Source organism: Variovorax sp. GW823-FHT04F07 (assembly GCF_058795995.1).
The window spans coordinates 689,462-709,876 of the sequence record NZ_JBXAIG010000001.1; the positions used below are offsets into that span (position 1 = coordinate 689,462).

General features: G+C 69.5%; 21 protein-coding genes and 1 riboswitch. Of the genes, 15 read left to right on the top strand and 6 right to left on the bottom strand.

Annotated elements, in window-relative coordinates:
• Nucleotides 1–73: 73 nt before the first annotated feature.
• From AC1RAA_RS03195 to AC1RAA_RS03230, 8 genes are all read left to right on the top strand, one after another.
• Nucleotides 74–847 carry an SDR family oxidoreductase gene (locus tag AC1RAA_RS03195; protein WP_070060483.1) on the top strand — a complete coding sequence of 258 codons (774 nt, stop codon included), beginning with the start codon at nucleotides 74–76 and terminating at the stop codon, nucleotides 845–847.
• Between the two features lie 42 nt (nucleotides 848–889).
• Nucleotides 890–1,159 carry a hypothetical protein gene (locus tag AC1RAA_RS03200; RefSeq protein ID WP_447743756.1) on the top strand — a complete coding sequence of 90 codons (270 nt, stop codon included), beginning with the start codon at nucleotides 890–892 and terminating at the stop codon, nucleotides 1,157–1,159.
• 57 nt (nucleotides 1,160–1,216) lie between these two features.
• The gene (gene lgt, locus AC1RAA_RS03205; RefSeq protein WP_492726432.1) at nucleotides 1,217–2,047 is read left to right on the top strand and encodes a prolipoprotein diacylglyceryl transferase; all 831 of its coding nucleotides are present in this window, start codon (nucleotides 1,217–1,219) and stop codon (nucleotides 2,045–2,047) included.
• A gap of 201 nt (nucleotides 2,048–2,248) precedes the next feature.
• Nucleotides 2,249–2,917: a GntR family transcriptional regulator gene (locus tag AC1RAA_RS03210; RefSeq protein ID WP_062480546.1), complete on the top strand. Its 669-nt coding sequence runs from the start codon at nucleotides 2,249–2,251 to the stop codon at nucleotides 2,915–2,917.
• Between the two features lie 40 nt (nucleotides 2,918–2,957).
• Entirely contained in the window at nucleotides 2,958–4,466 is a 1,509-nt protein-coding gene (locus tag AC1RAA_RS03215; protein WP_492726434.1) for a malonyl-CoA decarboxylase, read from the top strand.
• A 50-nt stretch (nucleotides 4,467–4,516) separates the two neighbouring features.
• Entirely contained in the window at nucleotides 4,517–5,506 is a 990-nt protein-coding gene (locus AC1RAA_RS03220; RefSeq protein WP_062480542.1) for a Bug family tripartite tricarboxylate transporter substrate binding protein, read from the top strand.
• Nucleotides 5,503–6,285, top strand: a complete 783-nt coding sequence (locus AC1RAA_RS03225; RefSeq protein WP_492726436.1) for an enoyl-CoA hydratase/isomerase family protein — start codon at nucleotides 5,503–5,505, stop codon at nucleotides 6,283–6,285. The genes AC1RAA_RS03220 and AC1RAA_RS03225 overlap by 4 nt, the downstream gene beginning before the upstream one ends.
• A gap of 36 nt (nucleotides 6,286–6,321) precedes the next feature.
• Nucleotides 6,322–7,866, top strand: coding sequence for a malonate--CoA ligase (locus AC1RAA_RS03230; protein WP_492728313.1), 1,545 nt, complete (start codon nucleotides 6,322–6,324; stop codon nucleotides 7,864–7,866).
• A 21-nt stretch (nucleotides 7,867–7,887) separates the two neighbouring features.
• On the opposite strand, the gene AC1RAA_RS03235 is transcribed toward AC1RAA_RS03230, so the two are convergent.
• Together AC1RAA_RS03235 and AC1RAA_RS03240 are read right to left on the bottom strand one after the other, a co-directional pair.
• Nucleotides 7,888–8,952, bottom strand: a complete 1,065-nt coding sequence (locus AC1RAA_RS03235) for a phenylacetaldoxime dehydratase family protein (RefSeq protein WP_492726438.1) — start codon at nucleotides 8,950–8,952, stop codon at nucleotides 7,888–7,890.
• Between the two features lie 20 nt (nucleotides 8,953–8,972).
• Entirely contained in the window at nucleotides 8,973–9,977 is a 1,005-nt protein-coding gene (locus AC1RAA_RS03240; RefSeq protein ID WP_492726440.1) for a carbon-nitrogen hydrolase family protein, read from the bottom strand.
• Between the two features lie 179 nt (nucleotides 9,978–10,156).
• On the opposite strand from AC1RAA_RS03240, the gene AC1RAA_RS03245 reads away from it, so the two are divergent.
• The gene (locus AC1RAA_RS03245) at nucleotides 10,157–11,122 is read left to right on the top strand and encodes an AraC-like ligand-binding domain-containing protein (RefSeq protein WP_492726442.1); all 966 of its coding nucleotides are present in this window, start codon (nucleotides 10,157–10,159) and stop codon (nucleotides 11,120–11,122) included.
• A 45-nt stretch (nucleotides 11,123–11,167) separates the two neighbouring features.
• On the opposite strand, the gene AC1RAA_RS03250 is transcribed toward AC1RAA_RS03245, so the two are convergent.
• The 4 genes from AC1RAA_RS03250 to AC1RAA_RS03265 all read right to left on the bottom strand — a co-directional run bounded on the left by AC1RAA_RS03250 (nucleotide 11,168) and on the right by AC1RAA_RS03265 (nucleotide 13,346).
• Entirely contained in the window at nucleotides 11,168–11,593 is a 426-nt protein-coding gene (locus AC1RAA_RS03250) for a universal stress protein (protein WP_062480532.1), read from the bottom strand.
• A 73-nt stretch (nucleotides 11,594–11,666) separates the two neighbouring features.
• The gene (locus tag AC1RAA_RS03255; protein WP_492726444.1) at nucleotides 11,667–12,494 is read right to left on the bottom strand and encodes a sulfite exporter TauE/SafE family protein; all 828 of its coding nucleotides are present in this window, start codon (nucleotides 12,492–12,494) and stop codon (nucleotides 11,667–11,669) included.
• Nucleotides 12,495–12,786: 292 nt separating this feature from the next.
• On the bottom strand, nucleotides 12,787–13,122 hold the full coding sequence (locus tag AC1RAA_RS03260) for a cell division protein ZapA (RefSeq protein ID WP_369647215.1): 336 nt from the start codon (nucleotides 13,120–13,122) through the stop codon (nucleotides 12,787–12,789).
• Nucleotides 13,119–13,346: a hypothetical protein gene (locus tag AC1RAA_RS03265; RefSeq protein ID WP_056581479.1), complete on the bottom strand. Its 228-nt coding sequence runs from the start codon at nucleotides 13,344–13,346 to the stop codon at nucleotides 13,119–13,121. The genes AC1RAA_RS03260 and AC1RAA_RS03265 overlap by 4 nt, the downstream gene beginning before the upstream one ends.
• Before the next feature lie 131 nt (nucleotides 13,347–13,477).
• Nucleotides 13,478–13,718, top strand: a riboswitch (cobalamin riboswitch).
• 72 nt (nucleotides 13,719–13,790) lie between these two features.
• Here AC1RAA_RS03265 and AC1RAA_RS03270 point away from each other — a divergent pair.
• From AC1RAA_RS03270 to AC1RAA_RS03295, 6 genes are read left to right on the top strand one after another with little or no spacing between them, the layout of a single operon-like run.
• Nucleotides 13,791–15,743, top strand: coding sequence for a TonB-dependent receptor domain-containing protein (locus AC1RAA_RS03270; protein WP_492726447.1), 1,953 nt, complete (start codon nucleotides 13,791–13,793; stop codon nucleotides 15,741–15,743).
• Complete coding sequence (locus AC1RAA_RS03275; RefSeq protein ID WP_492726449.1) at nucleotides 15,728–17,125, top strand: cobyrinic acid a,c-diamide synthase CobB; 1,398 nt, start codon at nucleotides 15,728–15,730, stop codon at nucleotides 17,123–17,125. The genes AC1RAA_RS03270 and AC1RAA_RS03275 overlap by 16 nt, the downstream gene beginning before the upstream one ends.
• Nucleotides 17,112–17,693 (top strand): bifunctional adenosylcobinamide kinase/adenosylcobinamide-phosphate guanylyltransferase, encoded by a 582-nt coding sequence (locus AC1RAA_RS03280; protein ID WP_492726451.1) that lies wholly within the window; start codon nucleotides 17,112–17,114, stop codon nucleotides 17,691–17,693. The genes AC1RAA_RS03275 and AC1RAA_RS03280 overlap by 14 nt, the downstream gene beginning before the upstream one ends.
• An 11-nt stretch (nucleotides 17,694–17,704) precedes the next feature.
• Nucleotides 17,705–18,571 carry an ABC transporter substrate-binding protein gene (locus AC1RAA_RS03285; protein ID WP_492728314.1) on the top strand — a complete coding sequence of 289 codons (867 nt, stop codon included), beginning with the start codon at nucleotides 17,705–17,707 and terminating at the stop codon, nucleotides 18,569–18,571.
• 5 nt (nucleotides 18,572–18,576) lie between these two features.
• Nucleotides 18,577–19,587 (top strand): FecCD family ABC transporter permease, encoded by a 1,011-nt coding sequence (locus AC1RAA_RS03290; RefSeq protein WP_492726453.1) that lies wholly within the window; start codon nucleotides 18,577–18,579, stop codon nucleotides 19,585–19,587.
• Complete coding sequence (locus AC1RAA_RS03295; protein ID WP_492726455.1) at nucleotides 19,584–20,366, top strand: ABC transporter ATP-binding protein; 783 nt, start codon at nucleotides 19,584–19,586, stop codon at nucleotides 20,364–20,366. The genes AC1RAA_RS03290 and AC1RAA_RS03295 overlap by 4 nt, the downstream gene beginning before the upstream one ends.
• The last annotated feature ends 49 nt before the right edge of the window (nucleotides 20,367–20,415 follow it).

The following is a 20,415-nucleotide window of genomic DNA, read 5'->3' on the forward strand; positions in this document are numbered from 1 at the left end:
TTGGCGATCAATAGACTGGCGGCTCGTCACACATCCCGTCCCGGGTCTTTCACTCACTCAGAGGAATCCATCCATGTCCGCACGCACGCTCACGAACAAGGTCGCCGTCATCGCCGGCGGTGGCAAGAACCTCGGTGCCCTCATCGCCCACCAACTGGTCGACGGCGGCGCCCGTGGCATCGCCATCCACTACAACAGCGACGGCTCGCGCGCCGAGGCCGAGCAGACGGCCGCCGCGCTGAAGGCCAAGGGCGCCGACACGCTGCTGGTGCAGGGCGACCTCGCGGTGGTCGAGAACAACGTGAAGCTGTTCGACCAGGCCGTGAAGCACTTCGGCCAGGTCGACCTCGCGATCAACACGGCGGGCGTGGTGATCAAGAAGCCGATCCTGGACATCACCGAGGCCGACTACGACAAGAGCTTCGACGCCAACGCCAAGGCGGCCTTCTTCTTCATCCAGCAGGCCGGCCGCACGCTGGCCGACGGCGGCAGCATCGTGACGCTGGTGAGCTCGCTGCTGGCGGCCTACACGCCGTTCTATGCGATCTACCCGGCGGCCAAGGCGGCGGTGGAGCACTACACGCGCGCGGCCTCCAAGGAGTTCGGCGACCGCGGCATCTCGGTGAACGCCATCGGCCCCGGCCCGATGGACACGCCGTTCTTCTACGGCCAGGAAAGCCCCGAGGCCGTGGCGTACCACAGCAGCGCCGCCGCGCTCAGCAAGTACTCGAAGAAGGGCCTCACCGACATCGAGGACATCGCGCCCATCGTGCGCTTCCTGGTCACCGAGGGCTGGTGGATCACGGGCCAGACCATCTTCGCCAACGGTGGCTACACCACGCGCTGACCCGCCGATATCCGGCAAGATGCGCCCAGGAGGACAACGCAGATGCACACAGTCATGGTGATGGGGGGCGGCTTCGCGCTGCTGGTGGTGTTTCTTCTGGCCGGCCGCTTCATGGGCGACGGCTCGGCGATGGCGCTGGCCGCGGCGGCCAAGTGGTTCATTCCGGCGTGGTTCGTCGGCGCGGGCATCAACATGGCCGTGGGTGTGCTCAAGGCCGGGTACTCGGTGGCCGAGGAGCTGCCGATCTTCCTGTTCATCTTCGCGGTACCTGCCCTGGTGGCGGGGTTGTTGTGGTGGAAGTTCGGGCGCTGACATTGCCCTGAATGCCCCCGCGGCCGCGGCGTCATTGCGCCACGGCACAATCGTCGGATGCTCATGTATCCGCAGATCAATCCCATCGCCTTGCAGCTGGGGCCGGTGGCCATCCACTGGTACGGCCTGACCTACCTGGCGGCCTTCGCGCTGTTTTATTTCCTGGGCACGCGCCGCCTGCACCACGAGCCGTTCCGCTCGCTGGCCACGGCCGGCGTGTGGCAACGCAAGGACATCGAGGACATCCTGTTCCTGGGCGTCATGGGCGTGATCGTCGGCGGCCGGCTCGGCTACTGCCTGTTCTACAAGCCCGAGTACTACCTCACGCACCCGCTCGAGATTCTTTATGTGTGGCAGGGCGGCATGAGCTTCCATGGCGGCCTGCTCGGCGTGATCGGCGCCATGGTGTGGTTTGCGCGCTCGCGTGCGCGGCCCTTCTGGCAGGTGATGGACTTCGTCGCGCCCTGCGTGCCGACCGGCCTGGCCGCGGGCCGCGTGGGCAACTTCATCAACGGCGAGCTGTGGGGCCGCTTCAGCAGCCCCGAGCTGCCCTGGGGCATGGTGTTTCCGCAAAGCGGCTCGATGCTGCCGCGCCATCCGTCGCAGGTCTATCAGTTCCTGCTCGAAGGCCTGCTGCTGTTCGTCGTGATGTGGCTCTATGCGCGCAAGGAGCGCAAGCAGGGCCAGGTGGCCGCGGTGTTCCTCATCGGCTATGGCGTGCTGCGCTTCGTGGCCGAGTACTTCCGCGAGCCCGACGATTTCCTGGGCCTGCGTGCACTGAGCCTGAGCCAGGGCCAGTGGCTCAGCGTGCCGATGGTGATCGGCGGCATCGCGCTGTGGTTCTGGTTCGGCCGCGCCGGCAAGACCGGCAGCACCGCGCGCGCCTGACCCTTTTCACATCCGCAAGACACCCGCAAAAAGCGGCGCAGCACCTTCGGGTGCGCGCCGCTTTTTTTCGTCCGTCTCAGGGTAATTCCGGGCCGCACAGGCAGGGCGCGGCCCTTGCATTGCGTTAACCATGCACTCACAATTATGCGTAATTACAGGAAATTACGCGAAACGCCCACCGACTTTCCGAGTCTTCAACGCATGCGCCTGGTCCCCAATTCCCTCCACGACGAAGTCGCCGCCACGCTGCGCGAGCAGATCTTCGACGGCACGCTGTCGCCCGGCAGCTTTGTGGACGAGGTGGCCTTGTGCGAGCGGCTGTCGATCTCGCGCACGCCGCTGCGCGAGGCGCTGAAGGTGCTCACTGCCGAAGGCCTGCTGCGCCACGAACCGCGCCGCGGCTGCTTCGTGAACGAGGTGACCGAGCGCGACCTGGACGAAATCTTTCCGGTGATCGCGCTGCTCGAAGGGCGCTGCGCCTACGAGGCCGCGCGCAACGCCAGCGACGCCGAGCTGAACGAGCTCGACGCGCTGCACGAGCGCCTGGTGCGCCACGCCAAGGCACGGCGCATCAACGACTACTACGCCACCAACCACATCATTCACGAGGCGATCATCAAGCTCGCCGACAACAAGTGGCTGGCGCAGGTGATCGGCGACCTGCGCAAGATCCTGAAGCTCGCGCGGCTGCAGCAGCTGCACGCGCCGGGGCGGCTCGACCAGAGCCTGTCGGAGCACCTGGCCGTGTTCGCCGCGCTCAAGGCGCGCGACAGCGAAGGCGCCGACGCCGCCATGCGCACCCACATGACGCGCCAGCGCGAAGCCTTGCGCGAAGTCATGCAACAGCAGAAATCCCGGGTGATGCCGTGACAGGCATCGCCCATACAGCCAACGGCACAGGAGCAGATCGATGAGTGCGACCGAGTGGTTCCAGGCGCGCCTGCGCATGGGCGAATCGTCCAAGGTTCCCGTGGCGAGCAACGGCGCCACGAAAGGCCCGGCCCGCCACACGCCCAAGCCCAGCGCCCGCACTACCGCCGAGCGGCTGCAGGCCACGCTGCGCAAGGCCGACGAGGCCCTGTCGCCGCGCACGCTGCGCCGCGTGCTGGCCGAGCTGCAGGCGGTGATCGATCCGCGCGTGAGCGAGGTCGAGGGCGGCCGCCGCGCCCATGCCATCGCGCAGGCCTACGCCGGCGCTTCGCCTGAAGAACGCCGCGACTACTGGGCGCTCATGAGCGAGCATTTCGCCGCCGACGCGGGCAAGCTCAAGAGCGCGCGCGACCAGCACCAGAGCGCCGTCGGCACGCCCGACGAAGGGCAGGCCGAGTTGCGCCTGCGCCGCGCGCTGGTGTCGCCGCGCATGCGGCTGCTGCAGCGCTTCGCGGTCGAGCCCGGCGGCATGCGCTTTCTGGTCGACTTGCGCGCCGACCTGCTGCCGTGCCTGAAGTCCGACAAGCGTCTGCTCGCGCTCGAGGCCGAGCTGGAGCACCTGTTTTCCACCTGGTTCGACGTGGCTTTTCTCGAGCTGCGCCGCATCGACTGGAACTCGCCGGCCTCGCTGATCGAGAAGCTCATCCGCTACGAGGCGGTGCACGACATCAAGAGCTGGTCCGACGTGAAGAACCGCCTGGACGACAGCGACCGCCGCTGCTACGGCTTCTTCCATCCGCGCCTGCCGAACGAGCCGCTCATCTTCGTCGAGGTGGCACTGGTCGACCGCATCAGCGAAGGCATCATGCCGCTGCTCGACGAGGCCGCCGTGCCGGTGCAGCCGGCCAAGGCGACCACCGCGATCTTCTATTCGATCAGCAACACGCAGACCGGCCTGCGCGGCGTGAGCTTCGGCGACTCGCTCATCAAGCGCGTGGTCGAGACCCTGCAGGACGAGTTGCCGCGCCTGAAGACCTTCGCCACGCTGTCGCCCATTCCGGGCCTGCGCGCGTGGCTCGCCAAGAACGCCGCTGAACTGCTGCCGCGCCTGGACGAGAAGCGCGAAGCCGAACTCGGCCGCCTCGTCGGCTCGGTGCCGCCCACGGCCGAGCGCCTGTTGGCAGCGGTTGATGCAGCAACAGAACTCGACGCGAAATCGCCGCTGCGCCAGTGGCTGCTGCAGGCCACCGCCGAGTACCTGGGCCGCACGCTGATCGACGGCACGCCGGCCGACCCGGTGGCGCGCTTCCACCTGGGCAACGGCGCGCGCGTCGAGCGGCTCAACTGGGCCGGCGACCCGTCGGCCAAGGGGCTCAAGCAGTCGTACGGCCTCATGGTCAACTACCTGTACGACCTCAAGCGCCTGGACCGGCATCGTACCTGGCTGGCCGAAGGCAAGATCGCGGTTTCGGGAGACATCGAAGGCCTGTTCCTCAAAAAGGCTGAGTCCGTTCGCTTCGCCGCGGCAGCGCTGCGGCCCGCACCTTGACCGCCGGAGGGCGGCAACATCTACAACGACGACGACAGGAGACGAGACAGATGACGCAACAGAGTTTTCAACGACGCGATGTGCTGCGCGTCGCCGCAGCAGCCGGGGCCGTGGCCCTGTGCGGTGGCGCACGTGCCCAGGGCTGGCCGACCAAGCCCGTGACCATGGTGGTGCCGTTCCCGGCCGGCGGAGGCACCGACGCCTTCGCGCGCCCGCTGTCGGCCCAGTTCTCCCGCGCGGCGGGCCAGACGCTGGTCATCGACAACCGCGGCGGCGCCGGCGGCACCGTGGGCGCGAGCATCGCGGCCAAGCTGCCGGCCGACGGCTACTCGCTCTTCATGGGCGCGGTGCACCACGCGATCGCACCTTCGATCTATCCCAAGCTCGACTACGACCTCGAGAAAGACTTCGTGCCCCTGATGCTGCTGGCCAATGTGCCGCAGGTGGTGGTGGTCAACCCCAAGCGGGTGCAGGCCGCGACCATCCAGGAACTCATTGCCACCGCCAAGCGCAACCCCGGCAAGCTCAACTACGGCTCGGCCGGCTCGGGCACCTCGCACCACCTGGCGGGCGAGCTGTTCAAGCTGCAGACCGGCACCTTCATCACCCACATTCCGTACCGCGGCGCGGGCCCGGCGCTGTCCGACCTGATCGCGGGCAACGTCGACCTGATGTTCGACGGCCTGGGTTCCTCCGCGCAGCACATCAAGGGCGGCCGCATCAAGGCGCTCATGGTGGCCGGCGCCAAGCGCAACCCCGCGTTCCCCGACGTGCCTTGCGCCGCCGAGGTCGGGTTGCCCGACTACACCGTCACCACCTGGTACGGCCTGTGGGCGCCCAAGGGCACGCCGGCCGAAGCGCAGACGCAGATCATCGACACGATGAAGAAGGCGCTGGGCACCGACGAGCTGAAGGCCATCTGGGCCCAGAACGGCTCCGAGATCCCGAACGTCACGAACGCCGCCTACGGCCGCTTCGTCAACGCCGAGATCAAGCGATGGGCGACCGTCGTGAAGGCCTCGGGCGCCAAGCTCGAATGAGCGAGCGGCAGGTCTCGCTGCGCCGCGAAGGCGCCGTGGCGCTCGTCACGCTGTCGAACCCGGGGCGTCTCAATGCGATGACGCGCGCCATGTGGCGCGAGTTGCGCGCGGTGTTCGACGACCTGCACGGCGACACCGCGCTGCGCTGCGTCGTCGTGCGCGGGGAGGGCGGTGCCTTCTGCGCGGGCGGCGACATTTCCGAGTACCCCTCGTTCCGTTTCGAGGAAGCGAGCCTGCGCGAGTTTCACGAGAACGAAGTCTGGGCCGCGCTGCAGGCGATGCTCGACTGTCCGCTGCCGCTGGTGGCCCAGATCGAAGGCGCCTGCATGGGCGCGGGCGTCGAGATGGCCAGTTGCTGCGACATCCGCCTGGCCGGTGCGTCGGCGAAGTTCGGCGCACCCATCGCGAAGCTGGGCTTCCCGATGGCGCCGCGCGAAGCCGCGCTGGTGCATGGCGCCATCGGCGACGTGCTGGCGCGCGACATGCTGCTGGCCGCCGGCGTGCACAGTGCGCAGCGGCTGTACGACGCGGGGTTTCTGCTGCATGTGTTGCCCGATGCCGAGGTGCCGACCGCCGCGCAGGCGCATGCGGCGCGCATTGCCGCGCTGTCGCCGCAGGCCGCGCGCTTGCACAAGGCCACCTTCACCGCACTGAAGCGCGGCGGCGCGGCTGCACAGCAGCTGCTGGCCACCGCGTATGACTATGCCGACACCGCCGAGCACCGCGAGGGCATCGATGCCTTCCTGGGCAAGCGCCCTCCGAATTTCCGCTCTTCCTGAGCCTGCCGTTCGATGATGACGAAGATGACGAAGATGATGAAGACGAAGTCCTCCCCCAACGCCAACCTGTTCGCCGCCTTGCGCGCCGCCTTTCCCGCCGACCTCGACGCCATCGCCGTCGAGACCGACAACGGCCTGCACTATTCGTGGCGCGACCTCGACCGCGCCAGCGCGATGATCGCCAACCTGCTCGACGGCCTGAAGCTCGAGAAGGGCGCGCGCGTCGCCGTGCAGGTCGAGAAATCGGTCGAAGCCATGCTGCTGTACCTCGCGACCCTGCGCGCGGGCTACGTGTTCCTGCCGCTCAACACGGCCTACCAGAGCGCCGAGATCGAGTACTTCATCGGCAACGCCGAGCCCGCCGTGGTCGTGTGCACCGGCCGCAACGCGGCCTGGGTGCGCCCCATCGCCGAAGCGGCCGGCACGCGCCATGTGTTCACGCTGGACGACGACCGCACCGGCACGCTGCTCGACGCGGCGGCGCGCTGCAGCGACCGCCACACCGTGGCGCTCAAGAAGCCCGACGACCTCGCCGCCATCCTGTACACCAGCGGCACCACGGGCCGCAGCAAGGGCGCGATGCTCACGCACCGCAACCTGCTGTCGAACGCCGAAGTGCTCAAGGACTACTGGGGCTGGACGAAGGGCGACGTGCTGATCCACGCGCTGCCGATCTTCCACGTGCACGGCCTGTTCGTGGCGTTGCACGGTGCGCTGCTCAACGGCAGCAAGATCATCTGGTTCTCGAAGTTCGACCCGAAGCGCATCGTCGCCAAGCTGCCAGAGGCCACCGTGTTCATGGGTGTGCCCACGCTCTACGTGCGCCTGCTGGCCGAGCCGGGCCTCACGCGCGAGGCGGTGCGCACCATGCGCCTGTTCGTCGCGGGCTCGGCGCCGCTGCTCATCGAGACCTTCGACGAATGGCGCGAGCGCACCGGCCACACCATCCTCGAGCGCTACGGCATGAGCGAGACCGCCATGCTCACGTCCAACCCGTACGACGCCAAGAAGGGCGAGCGCCGCGGCGGCACCGTCGGCTTCGCGCTGCCCGGCGTGCAGCTGCGCGTGCGCGACGACGAGGGCAAGGACCTGCCGATCGACGAGATCGGCGGCATCCAGGTGAAGGGCCCCAACGTGTTCGCCGGCTACTGGCGCATGCCCGAGAAGACGAAGGAAGAGTTCACCGCCGACGGCTTCTTCAAGACCGGCGACGTGGGCAAGATCGATGCGCGCGGCTACATCACCATCGTCGGGCGCAGCAAAGATTTGATCATCAGCGGCGGCTACAACGTCTACCCGGCCGAGATCGAGGGCTACATCAACGAGATGGCCGGCGTGGCCGAAAGCGCCGTCATCGGCGTGCCGCACCCCGACTTCGGCGAGGTGGGCGTGGCCATCGTGATCCCCAAGGGCGGCGCCACGATCGACGCCGACGCCATCGTGGCCGAGCTCAAGGCCAAGCTGGCGAACTTCAAGATCCCCAAGCGCTGCTTCGTCGTGCCGGAGCTGCCGCGCAACACGATGGGGAAGGTGCAGAAGGCGTTGCTGCGGGCGGAGCACAAGGGGCTGTTCGCCGCCTGAGTCCCGCCGCGCGCCCGGGCTTCAGGCGGCGGGCGCGAGCCCGTTCATCAGCCCGCTGCGCGCGTGGCAGTTGATGTATTCGTAGCTTTGCTCGTCGGCCTTCAGCACCGACACCTCGTGGTACAGGCGCAGGCGCAGCTCGAAGTTCAGCGCCTGCACGTAGCGCATGAAGCTGCCGAAGATCGCGACGTGCGTCGGGTGCGACTCGGCCCAGCGCTCCATGTCGGCCAGCGAGCGCCAGTAGCTCAGGCCGAAGGACTTCTGCAGCGGTGCACCGTGTGCGTCGAGGTGGTGCATGAAGCGGTTGCTGTAGCAGCCGATGGGCAGGCCCTGGTCGCGCAGGAAGTCCATGCCTTCGCGCAGCACCGGGGCCATGTCTTCCAGGTAGAGCTGGCGTTCCTGGCCGGTGGTCTCGGTCCATTCCTGGCCCGAACGGATCATCGCGAGGTGCGTGTGGCCCGCGATGCGCACGCGCTGGCCCGGTGCAGGCGTGCCGGCGATCACCGCGCGCGTGCCCGAAGGCGCGAGCGCGTCGGCCTGCGCGAGCGGGAGTCGATCGCGCATCGACCCCCAGTAGCCGTGCTCCTGCAGTTCGCCGCTCACACCGCCCATCACCACGCCGATGCCCTCGAGGCGGTCGGGCGTGCTGAACAGGGTCTCGAAGTGCGCAGCACGCGGGGAGGCGATTTCGCGGAAGTAGCCGAGGCCTTCATGCAAGCGCTCGTCGGCGTTCCACCAGGCCTCGATGGCGGGCGTGGCACACCAGCGCGCGAACGCCGCTGCATCGCGCCAGTAGGCGATCGCGATCAGGTTGTCGTACCCGTCGGCGTCGACGCAGTGGGCCAGGTCGTGGTGGCCGGGCCCGTCGGGCAGGGCGAAGTCGCGGGTGATCTTCAGGAGCGCGGCGCAGGCCCGGCCCTGCATCGCCGGGCCGCGCGACTGCACACCGAAATAGCCCATCACGACCTGGGTCGTCGTCACGGGGGCGCGCGCGGACCAGCCGGGGTAGGGTGGCGTGTAGTCGCCTGCCACGCGGCGCTCGCGGGTGCGCGGGCAGCGCAGGTGCTCGGGGATGGCCGATTCCATGGTGCGGCTCCGTGGTCGGCTCAGGCCACGACCGGCTCGGGCACGCTGCCCTCGGGCTCCGGCGTGAGCTGCACCACCACGGGCGTGCGCCGCGTCTTGTTCAGCAGCAGCTGTGTGACGTCGGGCCGCGAATAGTGGCCGCTCGGATCGGCCGCCGCCTTGGCGAGCGCGATCATGCCGAGGTCGATGTCGGCGACCACCAGGCCTTCGGCGTCTTCGGCCAGCGGCGTGCCCAGTGGCGAACCGTCCGGGCCGTAGATGCGCGCATGGCCGCCGCCGACGCCCAGCATCTGCCGCTTGCCGTCGTCGGTGCACATCAGCTCGCTCATCGCCTTCGACACCGTGGCGCAGGGCGCGATGACGAAGCAGCCGCCCTCGACCGCATACACCTGGCTCGCGGCGTTGTTGACCTCGTGGCCCAGCGCGTAGGCCGCGCCGCGGTAGAGCGAAAAGCTCGGCCACGCGCCGCAGTGGATCTGCTCGTTCTGCGCATACATCGCGTACTTGCTCAGCGGCTGCAGGTGCTCCCAGCAGCACAGCGAGCCGATGTTGCCCAGCGGCGTCTGGACCACGTGCAGGTCGGCGCCGTCGCCTTCGCCGAACACGGTGCGTTCCACGTGTGTGGGCTTGAGCTTGCGGCGCGTCTGCACGGTGCGGCCCTGGTCGTCGATCAGCGCCTGCGCGATGTAAAGGCTGCCTGCCGCTTTCTCGCTGTAGCCGAGCGAGAGCCAGATCCTGTGCTGGCGCGCCGCCGCCTGCAGGCGTTCGAACTCGGGCGAGCCGATGAGCAGCGAGTTGTCGTGGTAGCGCTGCACGAACTGCATGCCCCAGGCCGGCGAGTCGAGCCAGACCCACCACGGGTAGCCCGGCACCCAGGTCTCGGGAAAGGCGATGAGCTGCACGCCCTGTTTCGCGGCCTGCGCCATCAGGTCGATGGTCTTGTCGATGGTGGCGTCGAGGTCGAGGAAAACAGGCGCGGCCTGCACGGCGGCGACGCGGAGCTGGGGGTGGACGGTGGTCGGCATGGGGTGTTCTCCAGGGGGCAATGAACGTAACGAAATCCCCACTGTGCGCACCGGGTTTGCGCGGTGGCATGCGGGTTGCATGAAGCGTAAATTCGCGCCGCCGGAACGCCTTGACCCGGATTGGCGGCGTTCTTGTTCCAGCGTTGCATGTGCCTTGCGAAGGCCTTCCGAGGACCCCGATGACCCCCCTGCTCAGCACCGATGCCGTCCCGCGCGACCAGCGGCTCGCGTACTGGACCGACATGATCTGCAACGTCTACGTGCAGCTCGAGTGCGACGCGGTGCGCACCGGCGAGGGCGGCGATTTCGAGGGCAGCATCCGCCAGCACGCACTGCCCGGCCTCGGCATGTCGGTCGTGACCTCGCGGGCGCAGAAGGTGATGCGCACGCCGGGCCACATCGCGGCGTCGAGCGACGACTGTTTTCTCGTGAGCATCCAGGCGCGCGGGCAGGGCGTGGTGCGCCAGGACGGGCGCGACGCCGTGCTCGGCGCCGGCGACTTCGCGCTGTACGACAGCACGCGGCCTTACCAGCTGCTGTTCGACCAGCCCTTCGAGCAGATCGTGCTCAAGCTGCCCGGCGAGCGGCTGCGCAGCGAGCTGCGCGACACCGAGGCGCTCACGGCCACCACCGTGTCAGGGCGCGAGGGCGCGGGGCACCTGCTGCTGGGCATGATCCGCACGCTGCGCGAGGACTTCGACGCGCTGCAGCCGGCCTCGGCGCTGGCGGTGGCCCATGGCGTGCAGAACATCCTCGTGGCCGGCCTGCAGACGCTGCCTGCGGCGCACGCACCGGCGCTCAGCAAGCTCACGGCGTACCACCTGGGGCGCGTGAAGCAGCGCATTGACGAGCAGCTGGCCGATCCGACGCTGTCGGTGGGCACGCTGGCGGCGCAGCTGGGCATGTCGGTGAGCCACATCCACCGCGTGTTCAAGAGCGAGCCGCTGACGCCCTCGCAGTACATCTGGGAGCGCCGGCTCGACGCATGCAGCCGCGACCTGCTGGAGCCGCGCCTGGCAGGGCGGCCGGTGGGAGAGATCGCGTACGGGAGGGGGTTCAACGACGCGGCGCATTTCAGCCGCGCGTTTCGCGAGCGCTTCGGATGTTCGCCGCGCGAATGGCGGCAGCAGCGCTCGCCGCAATGACCGCGGCCACGGCGCATCGGCCGTCGCCGGGGTTGTCGGGTCTTCTTACTGGACCAGCAGCACCGAGATGTCGGTCTCGGCCACGACCTTGGTCGCGACCGAGCCCATCAGCGCGCGGCCCAGGATGCCGTGGCCGTGCGTGCCGAGCACGATCAGCTCGGCCTTCGATTCGGTGGCCGACTTGAGGATTTCCTCGGCCGCGTGGCCGTGGCGCGCGTCGGCGGTGAAGTTGGCCACGCCTTTCTCGGCGAACCAGGCCTTCACCGGGTCGAGCACCTTGGCGTTTTCCTCGGCGTAGTACTCGGTGACGATTTCCTTGCTCAGGTGGCGTGCCACGTGGCCGGAGATGCCGGTGCAGACATTGACCACCACCAGCTCATGGCCGTCCACGAACATGGCGCGGTTGGCGAGCAGGTAATTGAGGGCCTTTTGCGTGTAGGCGCTGCCGTCGACTGCAATGAGGATTTTCATGGCTTTCCTTCTACGACTGTGAACAAGTGCCGCATAGGATGGCACAGGAAAGCCACGGGGTGTTTGATATGCCTCAGCCCCGCAGGCCCTTCCAGAGCATGTAGGCGGCCAGCAGGTACAGGATGCTCGCGAACACGCGCTTGAGCTTCTTCACCGGCAGGCTGTGCGCGGCCCTGGCGCCTAGCGGGGCGGTGAACACGCTGCAGGCCGCGATCACCACGAGCGCGGGCAGCCAGATGTAGCCGAAGGCGCCGGCCGGCAGGCCCTGCACCGACTGGCCGCTGAGCGCATAGCCGAGCACGTTGGCTACGGCGATCGGAAAGCCCAGCGCCGCGCTGGTCGCCACCGCGTTGTGGATCGCCACGTTGCACCAGGTCATGAACGGCACGCTGATGAAGCCGCCGCCCGCGCCCACCAGGCCCGAGATGAAGCCGATGGTGCCGCCCGCCGCGAGCTGGCCGCCGGTGCCGGGCATCTGGCGCGTGGGCTTGGGCTTCTTGTCGAGGAACATCTGCGTGGCCGAGAAGCCCACGAACAGCGCGAAGAAGATGGCCAGCGCCGTGCCCTTGAGCAGCGCGAACACGCCCAGGCTGCCCGCGAGGCTGCCGATGACGATGCCGGGGGCCAGGCGCTGCACGATGTCCCAGCGCACCGCGCCGCGCTTGTGGTGCGCGCGCACGCTGGACACCGACGTGAAGATGATCGTCGCCATCGAGGTCGCGATCGCCATCTTCACCGCCAGGTCGGCCGGCACGCCGCGCTGGCCCATGATGATCGTGATGAACGGCACCATCAGCATGCCGCCGCCGATGCCCAGCAGGCCGGCGAGGAAACCGGTGCCCAGGCCGAGCGCGGCGAGTTCGGCGATCAGGAGCGGGTCGAGCAGGGCAGCGAGGTTCACGGGAGGATGGGGAAAGAACGAGCGGCTGAAAAAGCAACGGCCCCGTGCGGTGAAGCAGGGGGCCGTGGCGGGAAAAGGTGTCTGCAGATGGTGTGCCGGACCCGCATCCTGAACCAGGGTTCAGGTGGGCGAGGGCAGCAGGACTTCGGGTTCATCTGACGCGAGATGATCACGCCCGTCAAGCGATGTACCAAGCCCGGCTCCGGAGAGCATTGGAACAAGGAAATATTAAGCCCGACACGTCTGCAGACAAAACGGATTTTACGCCCCGGATGTGCCGGGCCGCGTGCCCTCAGAGCAAATGTCCATCGCCCGCCAGGGCCTGATCGAGTCTCTGAATGAGCTGGGCGGCCTTCGGGTCGGTGTCGGCGGCGGTTTCTTCGGTGGCTGCGGCAACGGCAGGGGCCGGTGCGGCGGCAGCAGCGGCCTGCTGGGCCGCGAGATCGAAAGCCAGGTTCAGCGAGGCGAGCACGGCGATGCGGTCGCGTGCCTTCACCTTGCCCGCATCGCGGATCTTGCACATGGCCGCGTCCACGCGGTCGACGGCCTCGCGCAGTTGCGCTTCGCCGCCGTCGGGACAGCCGAGCAAATAGCTCTGGCCCATGATCTGTACTTCAATCTGCTTCATGCGTGATGGGAATCTTCGGAAGGGGGTTCGGCCGGCAGCCGTTCGAGCAGGGCGTCGAGGCGGGTGCGGGCCGCGGCGAGTCGCGACTTCAGGCCGTCGCGTTCACGCGTGAGCGCATCGACCTGTTCCTGCAGCAGCGCGTTGGTGCGCTGCACCTCTTCGTGACGCACGAGCAGGCGTTCCACACGCTCGGCGATCTGGTCGATGGGGCTGGAGGCGGGCATGGTTGGCGATTGTAGTTTCCCGGGAATTCGGAAGGTCTGGCGCACCGCGCGGGCGCGCGCCGGACGTGGCCGAGATTCTGGGGCCTGCGCCGCCGGTGATCAAACCGGGTGTGGCGTGGCCGCCCCGTGGGCCTAAAATCCTGCCCGTTGGTGCTCGCGGCGTGGTTCGCACGGCGCAGTTCAACGGGAAGCAGGAGTGGACGCCCCCCGGGGCCGAAGCCGCCTGCGCTGCCCCCGCAACGGTCAAGCAGACGACGCCGCAACGCGTCACCCCTTTCCATCCAGCCACTGGGCGCCCTGAAACAGGTGCCTGGGAAGGCGGCAAAGGGTCGATCTGCCAGCCCGGATACCGGCCAACAAGGCGGCTGCCGCATCGGCAGCCATGACGCCCATGGCGCCGGCGGGGAAGCCGGCCAGGGCATAGAAGTTCGTTCGGTTCACCCCATGATTTCCTGTGTTTCCCTCTCCAGCGGCCGCGCCAGCGTGCGCCGCAACCGTCCCGCGTGCCTGCCGCTGACGCTCGCCCTGGCTTCGGCCTTCGGCGGTCTGGCGCTGGTGCCGCTGGCCGCGCAGGCGCAAGCCGCCGCCGCAGCACCTGGCACGCTCGACGAGACCGTTGTCACCGCCAACCGCACGCCGCAGGCGCTGTCGGACCTGGTGGGCGATGTCTCCATCATCGACCGCAAGACCATCGAACGCAGCGGCGCGACCGGCGTGGCCGACGTGCTGGCGCGCCTGCCGGGCATGGAAATCTCGCGCAGCGGCGGCGTGGGCAACGCCACCAGCGTGTTCATCCGCGGCGCCGAATCGCGCTTCACCGCGGTCTACCTCGATGGCGTGCGCATCGATTCGCAATCGACCGGCGGCGCCGGCTGGGAAGGCATTCCGCTCGCGCAGATCGACCGCATCGAAGTGCTGCGCGGCCCGGCCGCCGCGGTGTACGGTTCGGACGCCGTGGGCGGCGTGATCCAGCTCTTCACCAAGCGCGGCGAGGAGGGCGTGTCGCCCTACGCCGGCATCGGCTTCGGCAGCCACGGCCTGCGCCGGATCGAAGGCGGCGTGAGCGGCAAGTCGGGCCTGCTCGACTACTCGTTCGGCGTCGCGCATGAGGAAAGCAAGGGCTTCAACATCCAGCCCATCGCCAAGCGCACGCCCTCGAAAGACGGCTTCACCAACCCCGACCGCGACGGCTACCGCAGCACCTCGGGCAACCTGAAGCTGGGTTTCCAGATCACGCCCGATCAGCGCATCGACGCCACCTTGCTCACCAGCAACACCGAGGCGGCCTACGACCCGTCGGTGAGCTTTCGCACCAAGCCGCCGATCACCTTCCGCGACGACGTGTCGACCAACGAGCTGCGCACTGCCGGCCTGACCTGGTCGGCCAAATGGAACGACATCTACAGCACCCGCCTGCAGGTGACCGATTCGCAGACCGTCTACAAGACCCAGCCCTCGTTCTACCGCACCGAGACCCGCCTGCGCGGCTACCTGTTCCAGAACGAATTCCGCTTCGGCGCGCACCTGGTGACCGCCACGCTCGAGCGTCGCGAAGACGCGCTCGAAAACGCGCCCACCACCTCGGCCAAGCTGTTCTCGCGCGACCGCTCGCAGAACGCCGCCGCACTGGGCTACGGCTACGTGAAGGGCCCGCATTCGCTGCAGCTGCATGTGCGCCATGACGACGACAGCGAGTTCGGCGGCAAGACCACCGGCAGCGCCGCCTACGGCTACGCGATCACGCCGAGCCTGCGCGCCACCGTGTCGGCCGGCACCGCGTTCCGCGCGCCCACGCTGTACCAGCGCTTCAGCGAGTACGGCCTGGCGAGCCTGCAGCCCGAATCGAGCCGCAACGTCGAGTTGGGCCTGCAGTACACGGCCGGCGCCACGCAGGCCGGCATCGTGCTGTACCGCAACCGGGTGCAGAACCTCATCGTGTTCGACGGCAGCGCCAAGGGCTGCCAGTCGTCGTTCGGCTGCTACGCCAGCACGGCGCGCGCACGCTACCAGGGCGTGACGCTCACGGGCGGTCACCGCATCGGCGACGTCACGCTGCGCGCCTCGCTCGACTACCAGGACCCGCGCGACCTCGCCACCGACCACCTGCTGGCACGCCGCGCCCGGGTCCACGGCACGCTGGGCGCCGACTGGCGCATCGCCGGCTGGACGCTGGGCGCCGAGCTCCAGAGTTCGGGCAAGCGCTACGACGACGCGGCCAACACCGTCAAGCTCGGCGGCTACACGCTGCTGAACCTGTCGGCCAGCACGCAGATCACGCGCGACCTGAACCTGGTGGCGCGCGTGGACAATGTGGGCGACAAGGACTACCAGTTCGCACGGCTCTACGCCACCGGGGGCCGCACCGCGTACGTCGGACTCAAGTGGACTCCGCAGTAAACACCCGCCGCTCTTCGCCCGGCGCAGCCGTCACCTGCGCCGCGGTGCTCGTGGCCGCGCCGGCCTCGGGGCAGGGCAAGACCACGGTCGCAGCCGCGCTCGCGCGGCTGCACGTGCGCCAGGGCCGCCGCGTGCGGGCCTTCAAGTGCGGGCCCGACTTCCTCGATCCGCACTGGCTCGCGCTGGCCACCGGCGCGCCGGTGCACTCGCTCGAACTGTGGATGACCGGCGAGGCCGACTGCCGCGCGCGCCTGCATGCCGCCGCGAGCGAGGCCGACCTGGTCATCGTCGAAGGCGTGATGGGCCTGTTCGACGGCACGCCCAGCGCGGCCGAGCTGGCCGAGCGCCTGGGCCTGCCCGTGCTGGCCGTGATCGACGCCCAGGCCATGACCGGCACCTTCGGCGCGCTGGCCTACGGCCTGCAGAACTTCCGCCCGGGCCTGCCCTGGGCCGGCGTGCTGGCCAACCGCGTGGCCGGCGAGCGCCATGCCGACATGCTGAAGGACGCCTTGCGCGCGCCCGGCGACTGGCTCGGCGCCTTGCCGCGCAGCGCCGATTTCGCGCTGCCCGAACGCCACCTGGGGCTGGTCGGTGCCGCCGAACTCGGCGATGCGATGGTGCGGCTCGACGCTGCGGCCGACGTGCTCGCCGCCACGCCGCTGGGGCAGCGCACGCCCGGGCAGCTGCCGCAGGTGCGCTTCGAGCCCGCGCCGACGGCGCCCGTCGCGCCGCTGCTGGCCGGACGCACCATCGCCATCGCGCGCGACACGGCGTTCTCGTTCATCTACCCGGCCAACCTCGAGGTGCTCGAAGCCCTCGGCGCGCGGCTCGCGTTCTTCTCGCCGCTGGCCGACGAACCGCTGCCGCCTTGCGATGCCGCCTGGCTGCCCGGCGGCTACCCCGAGCTGCATGCGGCCGTGCTGTCGGCCAGCGACCGGTTGCGGCTCTCGCTCGCCAACCACGTCACGGCCGGCAAGCCGATCTGGGCCGAATGCGGCGGCATGATGGCGCTGTTCGACGAACTCGCCACGCGCGACGACGCCGAGCCGACCGACGTGCACCGCCTCTGGGGCGTGTTGCCGGGGCGGGCGGTCATGCAGAAGCGGCTGGCCGGCCTCGGCCCGCAGCAGCTCGACCTGGGTGCGCATGCCTTGCGCGGCCACACCTTCCACTACTCGCGCTGCGAGACGCCGCTCGCGCCCGCCGCGCGCACCGTCGGCACGCGCGGCGGCGAGGCGCTGTACGTGCACGGCCCCGTGCGCGCGAGCTACTTCCATGCGTGGTTCGCGTCCAGCCCGGAAGCGACCGCGCGGCTCTTCAGCGCCATGCCCCTCGAACTCGACAGCCACGCCGCACAGGCGCCCCCCGATGCCCCTCACTGAGCACGAATTCATCCTCGGCGGCCAGAAAAGCGGCAAGTCGCGCCGCGCCGAACAGCGTGCCGCCGACTGGCTGGCGTCCGGGCCCACATCGCGCCGCGCGGTGCTGATCGCCACCGCGCAGGCCCACGACGACGAGATGCGCGAGCGCATCGCGCGCCACCAGGCCGACCGCGCCGAGCGCGTGCCCGGTCTGCAGACAATCGAGGAGCCGATCGAGCTGGGGCGCGCCATCGTCACGCAGAGCGCGCCCGACACGCTCGTGGTGGTCGACTGCCTCACGCTGTGGCTCACCAACCTGCTGATGCCGCTGCGCACCGAAGGCGCCGCCGTGGTCACGCGCACGCCCTCGGCGCACGCCACGCTGCTGCTCATCGCGCTGCGCGAGGCGCGCGGGCCGGTGGTGCTGGTCGGCAACGAGATCGGCCTGGGCGTGATCCCGCTGGGCCGCGAGACCCGTGCTTTTGTCGATGTGCTCGGCCGGCTGAACCAGGACGTGGCGGCCGCGTGCCATCGCGCAACGCTGATGGTCGCCGGCCTGCCGCTGACGTTGAAGGCACCTGGCGCATGAGCTTCGATCGCATGAAGACCTGGTTGCGCGCGTCGTTGCTCGGGCTCGCCCTGGTGGTGGGCGCGCAGGCGGCGCAGGCCGTCGACGTGGTCGACGAGCGCGGCGTCAGCGTGCATCTGCCGCAGCCGCCGCAGCGCATCGTCTCGCTGCTGCCGTCGCTGACCGAAGGCGTCTGCGCGCTCGGCGCCTGCGACCGCCTGATCGGCGTCGACCGTTATTCCAACTCGCCCGCGCAGGTGCGCGCGCTGCCGCAGCTCGGCGGCGGGATCGATCCGAATGTCGAAGCCGTCGTCGCGCTCAAGCCCGACGTGGTGCTGCTCGCCAAATCGTCGCGCGTCACGCAGCGGCTCGAGGCACTGGGCCTGAAGGTTATCGTGCTCGAACCCAAGAGCCACGCCGACGTGCGGCGCGTATTGGGCGCGCTCGACCAGGTGCTCGGCACGCACGAGGCGCCCGCCGTGTGGCGCGCCATCGATGCGGCCGTGTCGGCCGCGGCCCAGTCGCTGCCCGCCAGCGCCAAGGGCCTGCGCGTGTACTTCGAGGTCAACACCGGCCCTTATGCGGCGGGCGATTCGTCCTTCATCGGCGAGACGCTCGCGCGGCTGGGCGTGAAGAACATCGTGCCGGCGTCGCTCGGCCCCTTTCCCAAGCTCAACCCCGAGTTCGTGGTGCGCGCGAACCCCGACCTCATCATGGTCAGCGTGCGCAGCGCCATGGGGCTGGAGCAGCGGCCCGGCTGGGGCGGCATCCGCGCGGTGCGCGAAGGGCGCGTGTGCCGCTTCGACGCCGAGCAGACCGACGTGGTCGTGCGCCCCGGCCCGCGCATGGACGAGGCCGCGCGCCTGATGGCGCAGTGCCTGGCGGACAAGGGCCGGTGAGCGGCATGCATTCCGCTCATCTGCGTCGCGTGTTGCTGCTCGGTGCCGGCTTGCTCGTGCTGGGCGCGGCGTTGCTGCTCTTCGGCCTGGGCATCGGCAGCACCGGCTTCCAGAGCCTGCTGTCCGCGCGGCACGACCCGGTGGCGCTGCAGATCGTGTGGGACATCCGCCTGCCGCGCACCCTCGGTGCATGGCTGGCGGGCGCGCTGCTCGGGCTCGCGGGTGCGGTGGCGCAGGGCCTGTTCCGCAACCCGCTGGCCGACCCGTACCTGCTGGGCAGCGCCTCGGGCGCGTCGCTCGCCGTGGCGCTGGCGCTGATGCTGTTCGGCGGCTCCGTCACCAGCACGCAATGGGTGATGCGCCTGGGACTCACCGGCGCGGCCTTTGTCGGCGCCGTGGCTGCGGTGCTGCTCACGCTCACGCTGGCGCGCGGCGTGCAACAGACCCTGCGGCTGCTGCTCGCGGGCGTGATCGTCGGCGTGGTGCTGGGCGCCGCCAAGGACCTCATCACCATCGCCTCGGCCGACATTCTTCAGGCGTTGCAGGGCTTCGTCCTCGGCAGCACCGGCTTGGTCGGCTGGGCGGCGTGCGCCGTGATGGCGGCGGTTGGCGCGGCCTGCCTGCTGCTGGCCTGGGCGCTCGCGCCGGTGCTCGACGGGCTCGCGCTCGGCGAGGCGACGGCGCGCAGCCTTGGGTTGCCGCTCGGCGGCATGCGCGCCGCGCTGGTCGCGGTGCTGGCGCTGGCGACCGGCGCCGCCGTCGCGCAGACCGGCCTCATTGCTTTCGTCGGCTTGGCCGCGCCGCACCTGGTGCGCTCGGTGGTCAAGACCACGCACGCGCGGCTGATCGTGCTGTCGGCGTTGATGGGCGGGCTGCTGCTGATGGCGGCCGACCTGCTGGCGCGCTGGCTGATTGCGCCGCAGGAGCTGCCAGTGGGCGTGCTCACGGCCGTGCTCGGCGGCAGCTACCTGCTGTGGCTGATGCACCGGCGCGGCGCGAAGGGAGGCGGCCTATGAGTCGCACGCCATCCCCCGCGCTCGAAGCGCACGGTCTCAGCGCCACGCTCGGGTCGGTCGAGGTGCTGCACAGCATCGACCTGTCGCTCGCAGCCGGCCGATGGACCAGCATCGTCGGGCCGAACGGCGCTGGCAAGTCGACTTTGTTGAAAGCGCTCGCTGGGTTGCTCGCACACCGCGGCGAAGTGCGGCTCTTCGGTGAGGCGCAAGCCGCCGTGCCGGCCCGCGTGCGCGCACGGCGCCTGTCCTGGCTGGGCCAAAGCGGCACGGGCGAGGGCAGTGCCGACGACCTGATGGTCTACGACGTCGCCATGTTGGGCCGCCTGCCGCACCAGCGCTGGCTCGCGGCACCCAGCGACGCTGATCGCGATGCCGTCGAACGCGCGCTGCGCAGCACCCAGGCCTGGGACTGGCGCGACCGTCCGCTGGGGCAGCTCTCCGGCGGCGAACGCCAACGCGTGCTGCTGGCGCGTGCGCTGGCGGTCGAGGCGGAGCTGCTGCTGATGGACGAGCCGCTGGCCAACCTCGATCCGCCGCATCAGGCCGACTGGATGCAGACGGCACGCGAACTGGTCGCGCAAGGGCGCACCGTGGTCAGCGTGTTGCACGAGCTGCCGATGGCGCTGGCTGCGGATGAACTGGTGGTGATGAATCGGGGGCGGGTGACGCATCACGGTGCTTGTTCCGACCCAGAGACTCACCAAGCGCTGGAGCAGGTGTTCGACCATCGGATTCGCGTGCATCGCGTGGCAGATCAATGGATCGCATTGCCGCTATGAAGCCTCGCGCATCGAGTCATTCAGGGCGCGCTCCCGCCGACGGGGCACC

Excerpts from the sequence above, each read along its gene's own strand:
- AC1RAA_RS03245 (WP_492726442.1), top strand. The coding sequence starts at position 10,157 with ATGACCCCCCTGCTCAGCACCGATGCCGTCCCGCGCGACCAGCGGCTC.
- AC1RAA_RS03230 (WP_492728313.1), top strand. The coding sequence starts at position 6,322 with ATGAAGACGAAGTCCTCCCCCAACGCCAACCTGTTCGCCGCCTTGCGC.
- AC1RAA_RS03195 (WP_070060483.1), top strand. The coding sequence starts at position 74 with ATGTCCGCACGCACGCTCACGAACAAGGTCGCCGTCATCGCCGGCGGT.
- AC1RAA_RS03270 (WP_492726447.1), top strand. The coding sequence starts at position 13,791 with ATGATTTCCTGTGTTTCCCTCTCCAGCGGCCGCGCCAGCGTGCGCCGC.
- lgt (WP_492726432.1), top strand. The coding sequence starts at position 1,217 with ATGCTCATGTATCCGCAGATCAATCCCATCGCCTTGCAGCTGGGGCCG.
- AC1RAA_RS03220 (WP_062480542.1), top strand. The coding sequence starts at position 4,517 with ATGACGCAACAGAGTTTTCAACGACGCGATGTGCTGCGCGTCGCCGCA.
- AC1RAA_RS03260 (WP_369647215.1), bottom strand. The coding sequence starts at position 13,122 with ATGAAGCAGATTGAAGTACAGATCATGGGCCAGAGCTATTTGCTCGGC.
- AC1RAA_RS03250 (WP_062480532.1), bottom strand. The coding sequence starts at position 11,593 with ATGAAAATCCTCATTGCAGTCGACGGCAGCGCCTACACGCAAAAGGCC.
- AC1RAA_RS03200 (WP_447743756.1), top strand. The coding sequence starts at position 890 with ATGCACACAGTCATGGTGATGGGGGGCGGCTTCGCGCTGCTGGTGGTG.
- AC1RAA_RS03215 (WP_492726434.1), top strand. The coding sequence starts at position 2,958 with ATGAGTGCGACCGAGTGGTTCCAGGCGCGCCTGCGCATGGGCGAATCG.
- AC1RAA_RS03210 (WP_062480546.1), top strand. The coding sequence starts at position 2,249 with ATGCGCCTGGTCCCCAATTCCCTCCACGACGAAGTCGCCGCCACGCTG.
- AC1RAA_RS03235 (WP_492726438.1), bottom strand. The coding sequence starts at position 8,952 with ATGGAATCGGCCATCCCCGAGCACCTGCGCTGCCCGCGCACCCGCGAG.
- AC1RAA_RS03280 (WP_492726451.1), top strand. The coding sequence starts at position 17,112 with ATGCCCCTCACTGAGCACGAATTCATCCTCGGCGGCCAGAAAAGCGGC.
- AC1RAA_RS03285 (WP_492728314.1), top strand. The coding sequence starts at position 17,705 with ATGAAGACCTGGTTGCGCGCGTCGTTGCTCGGGCTCGCCCTGGTGGTG.
- AC1RAA_RS03240 (WP_492726440.1), bottom strand. The coding sequence starts at position 9,977 with ATGCCGACCACCGTCCACCCCCAGCTCCGCGTCGCCGCCGTGCAGGCC.
- AC1RAA_RS03295 (WP_492726455.1), top strand. The coding sequence starts at position 19,584 with ATGAGTCGCACGCCATCCCCCGCGCTCGAAGCGCACGGTCTCAGCGCC.
- AC1RAA_RS03265 (WP_056581479.1), bottom strand. The coding sequence starts at position 13,346 with ATGCCCGCCTCCAGCCCCATCGACCAGATCGCCGAGCGTGTGGAACGC.
- AC1RAA_RS03290 (WP_492726453.1), top strand. The coding sequence starts at position 18,577 with ATGCATTCCGCTCATCTGCGTCGCGTGTTGCTGCTCGGTGCCGGCTTG.
- AC1RAA_RS03225 (WP_492726436.1), top strand. The coding sequence starts at position 5,503 with ATGAGCGAGCGGCAGGTCTCGCTGCGCCGCGAAGGCGCCGTGGCGCTC.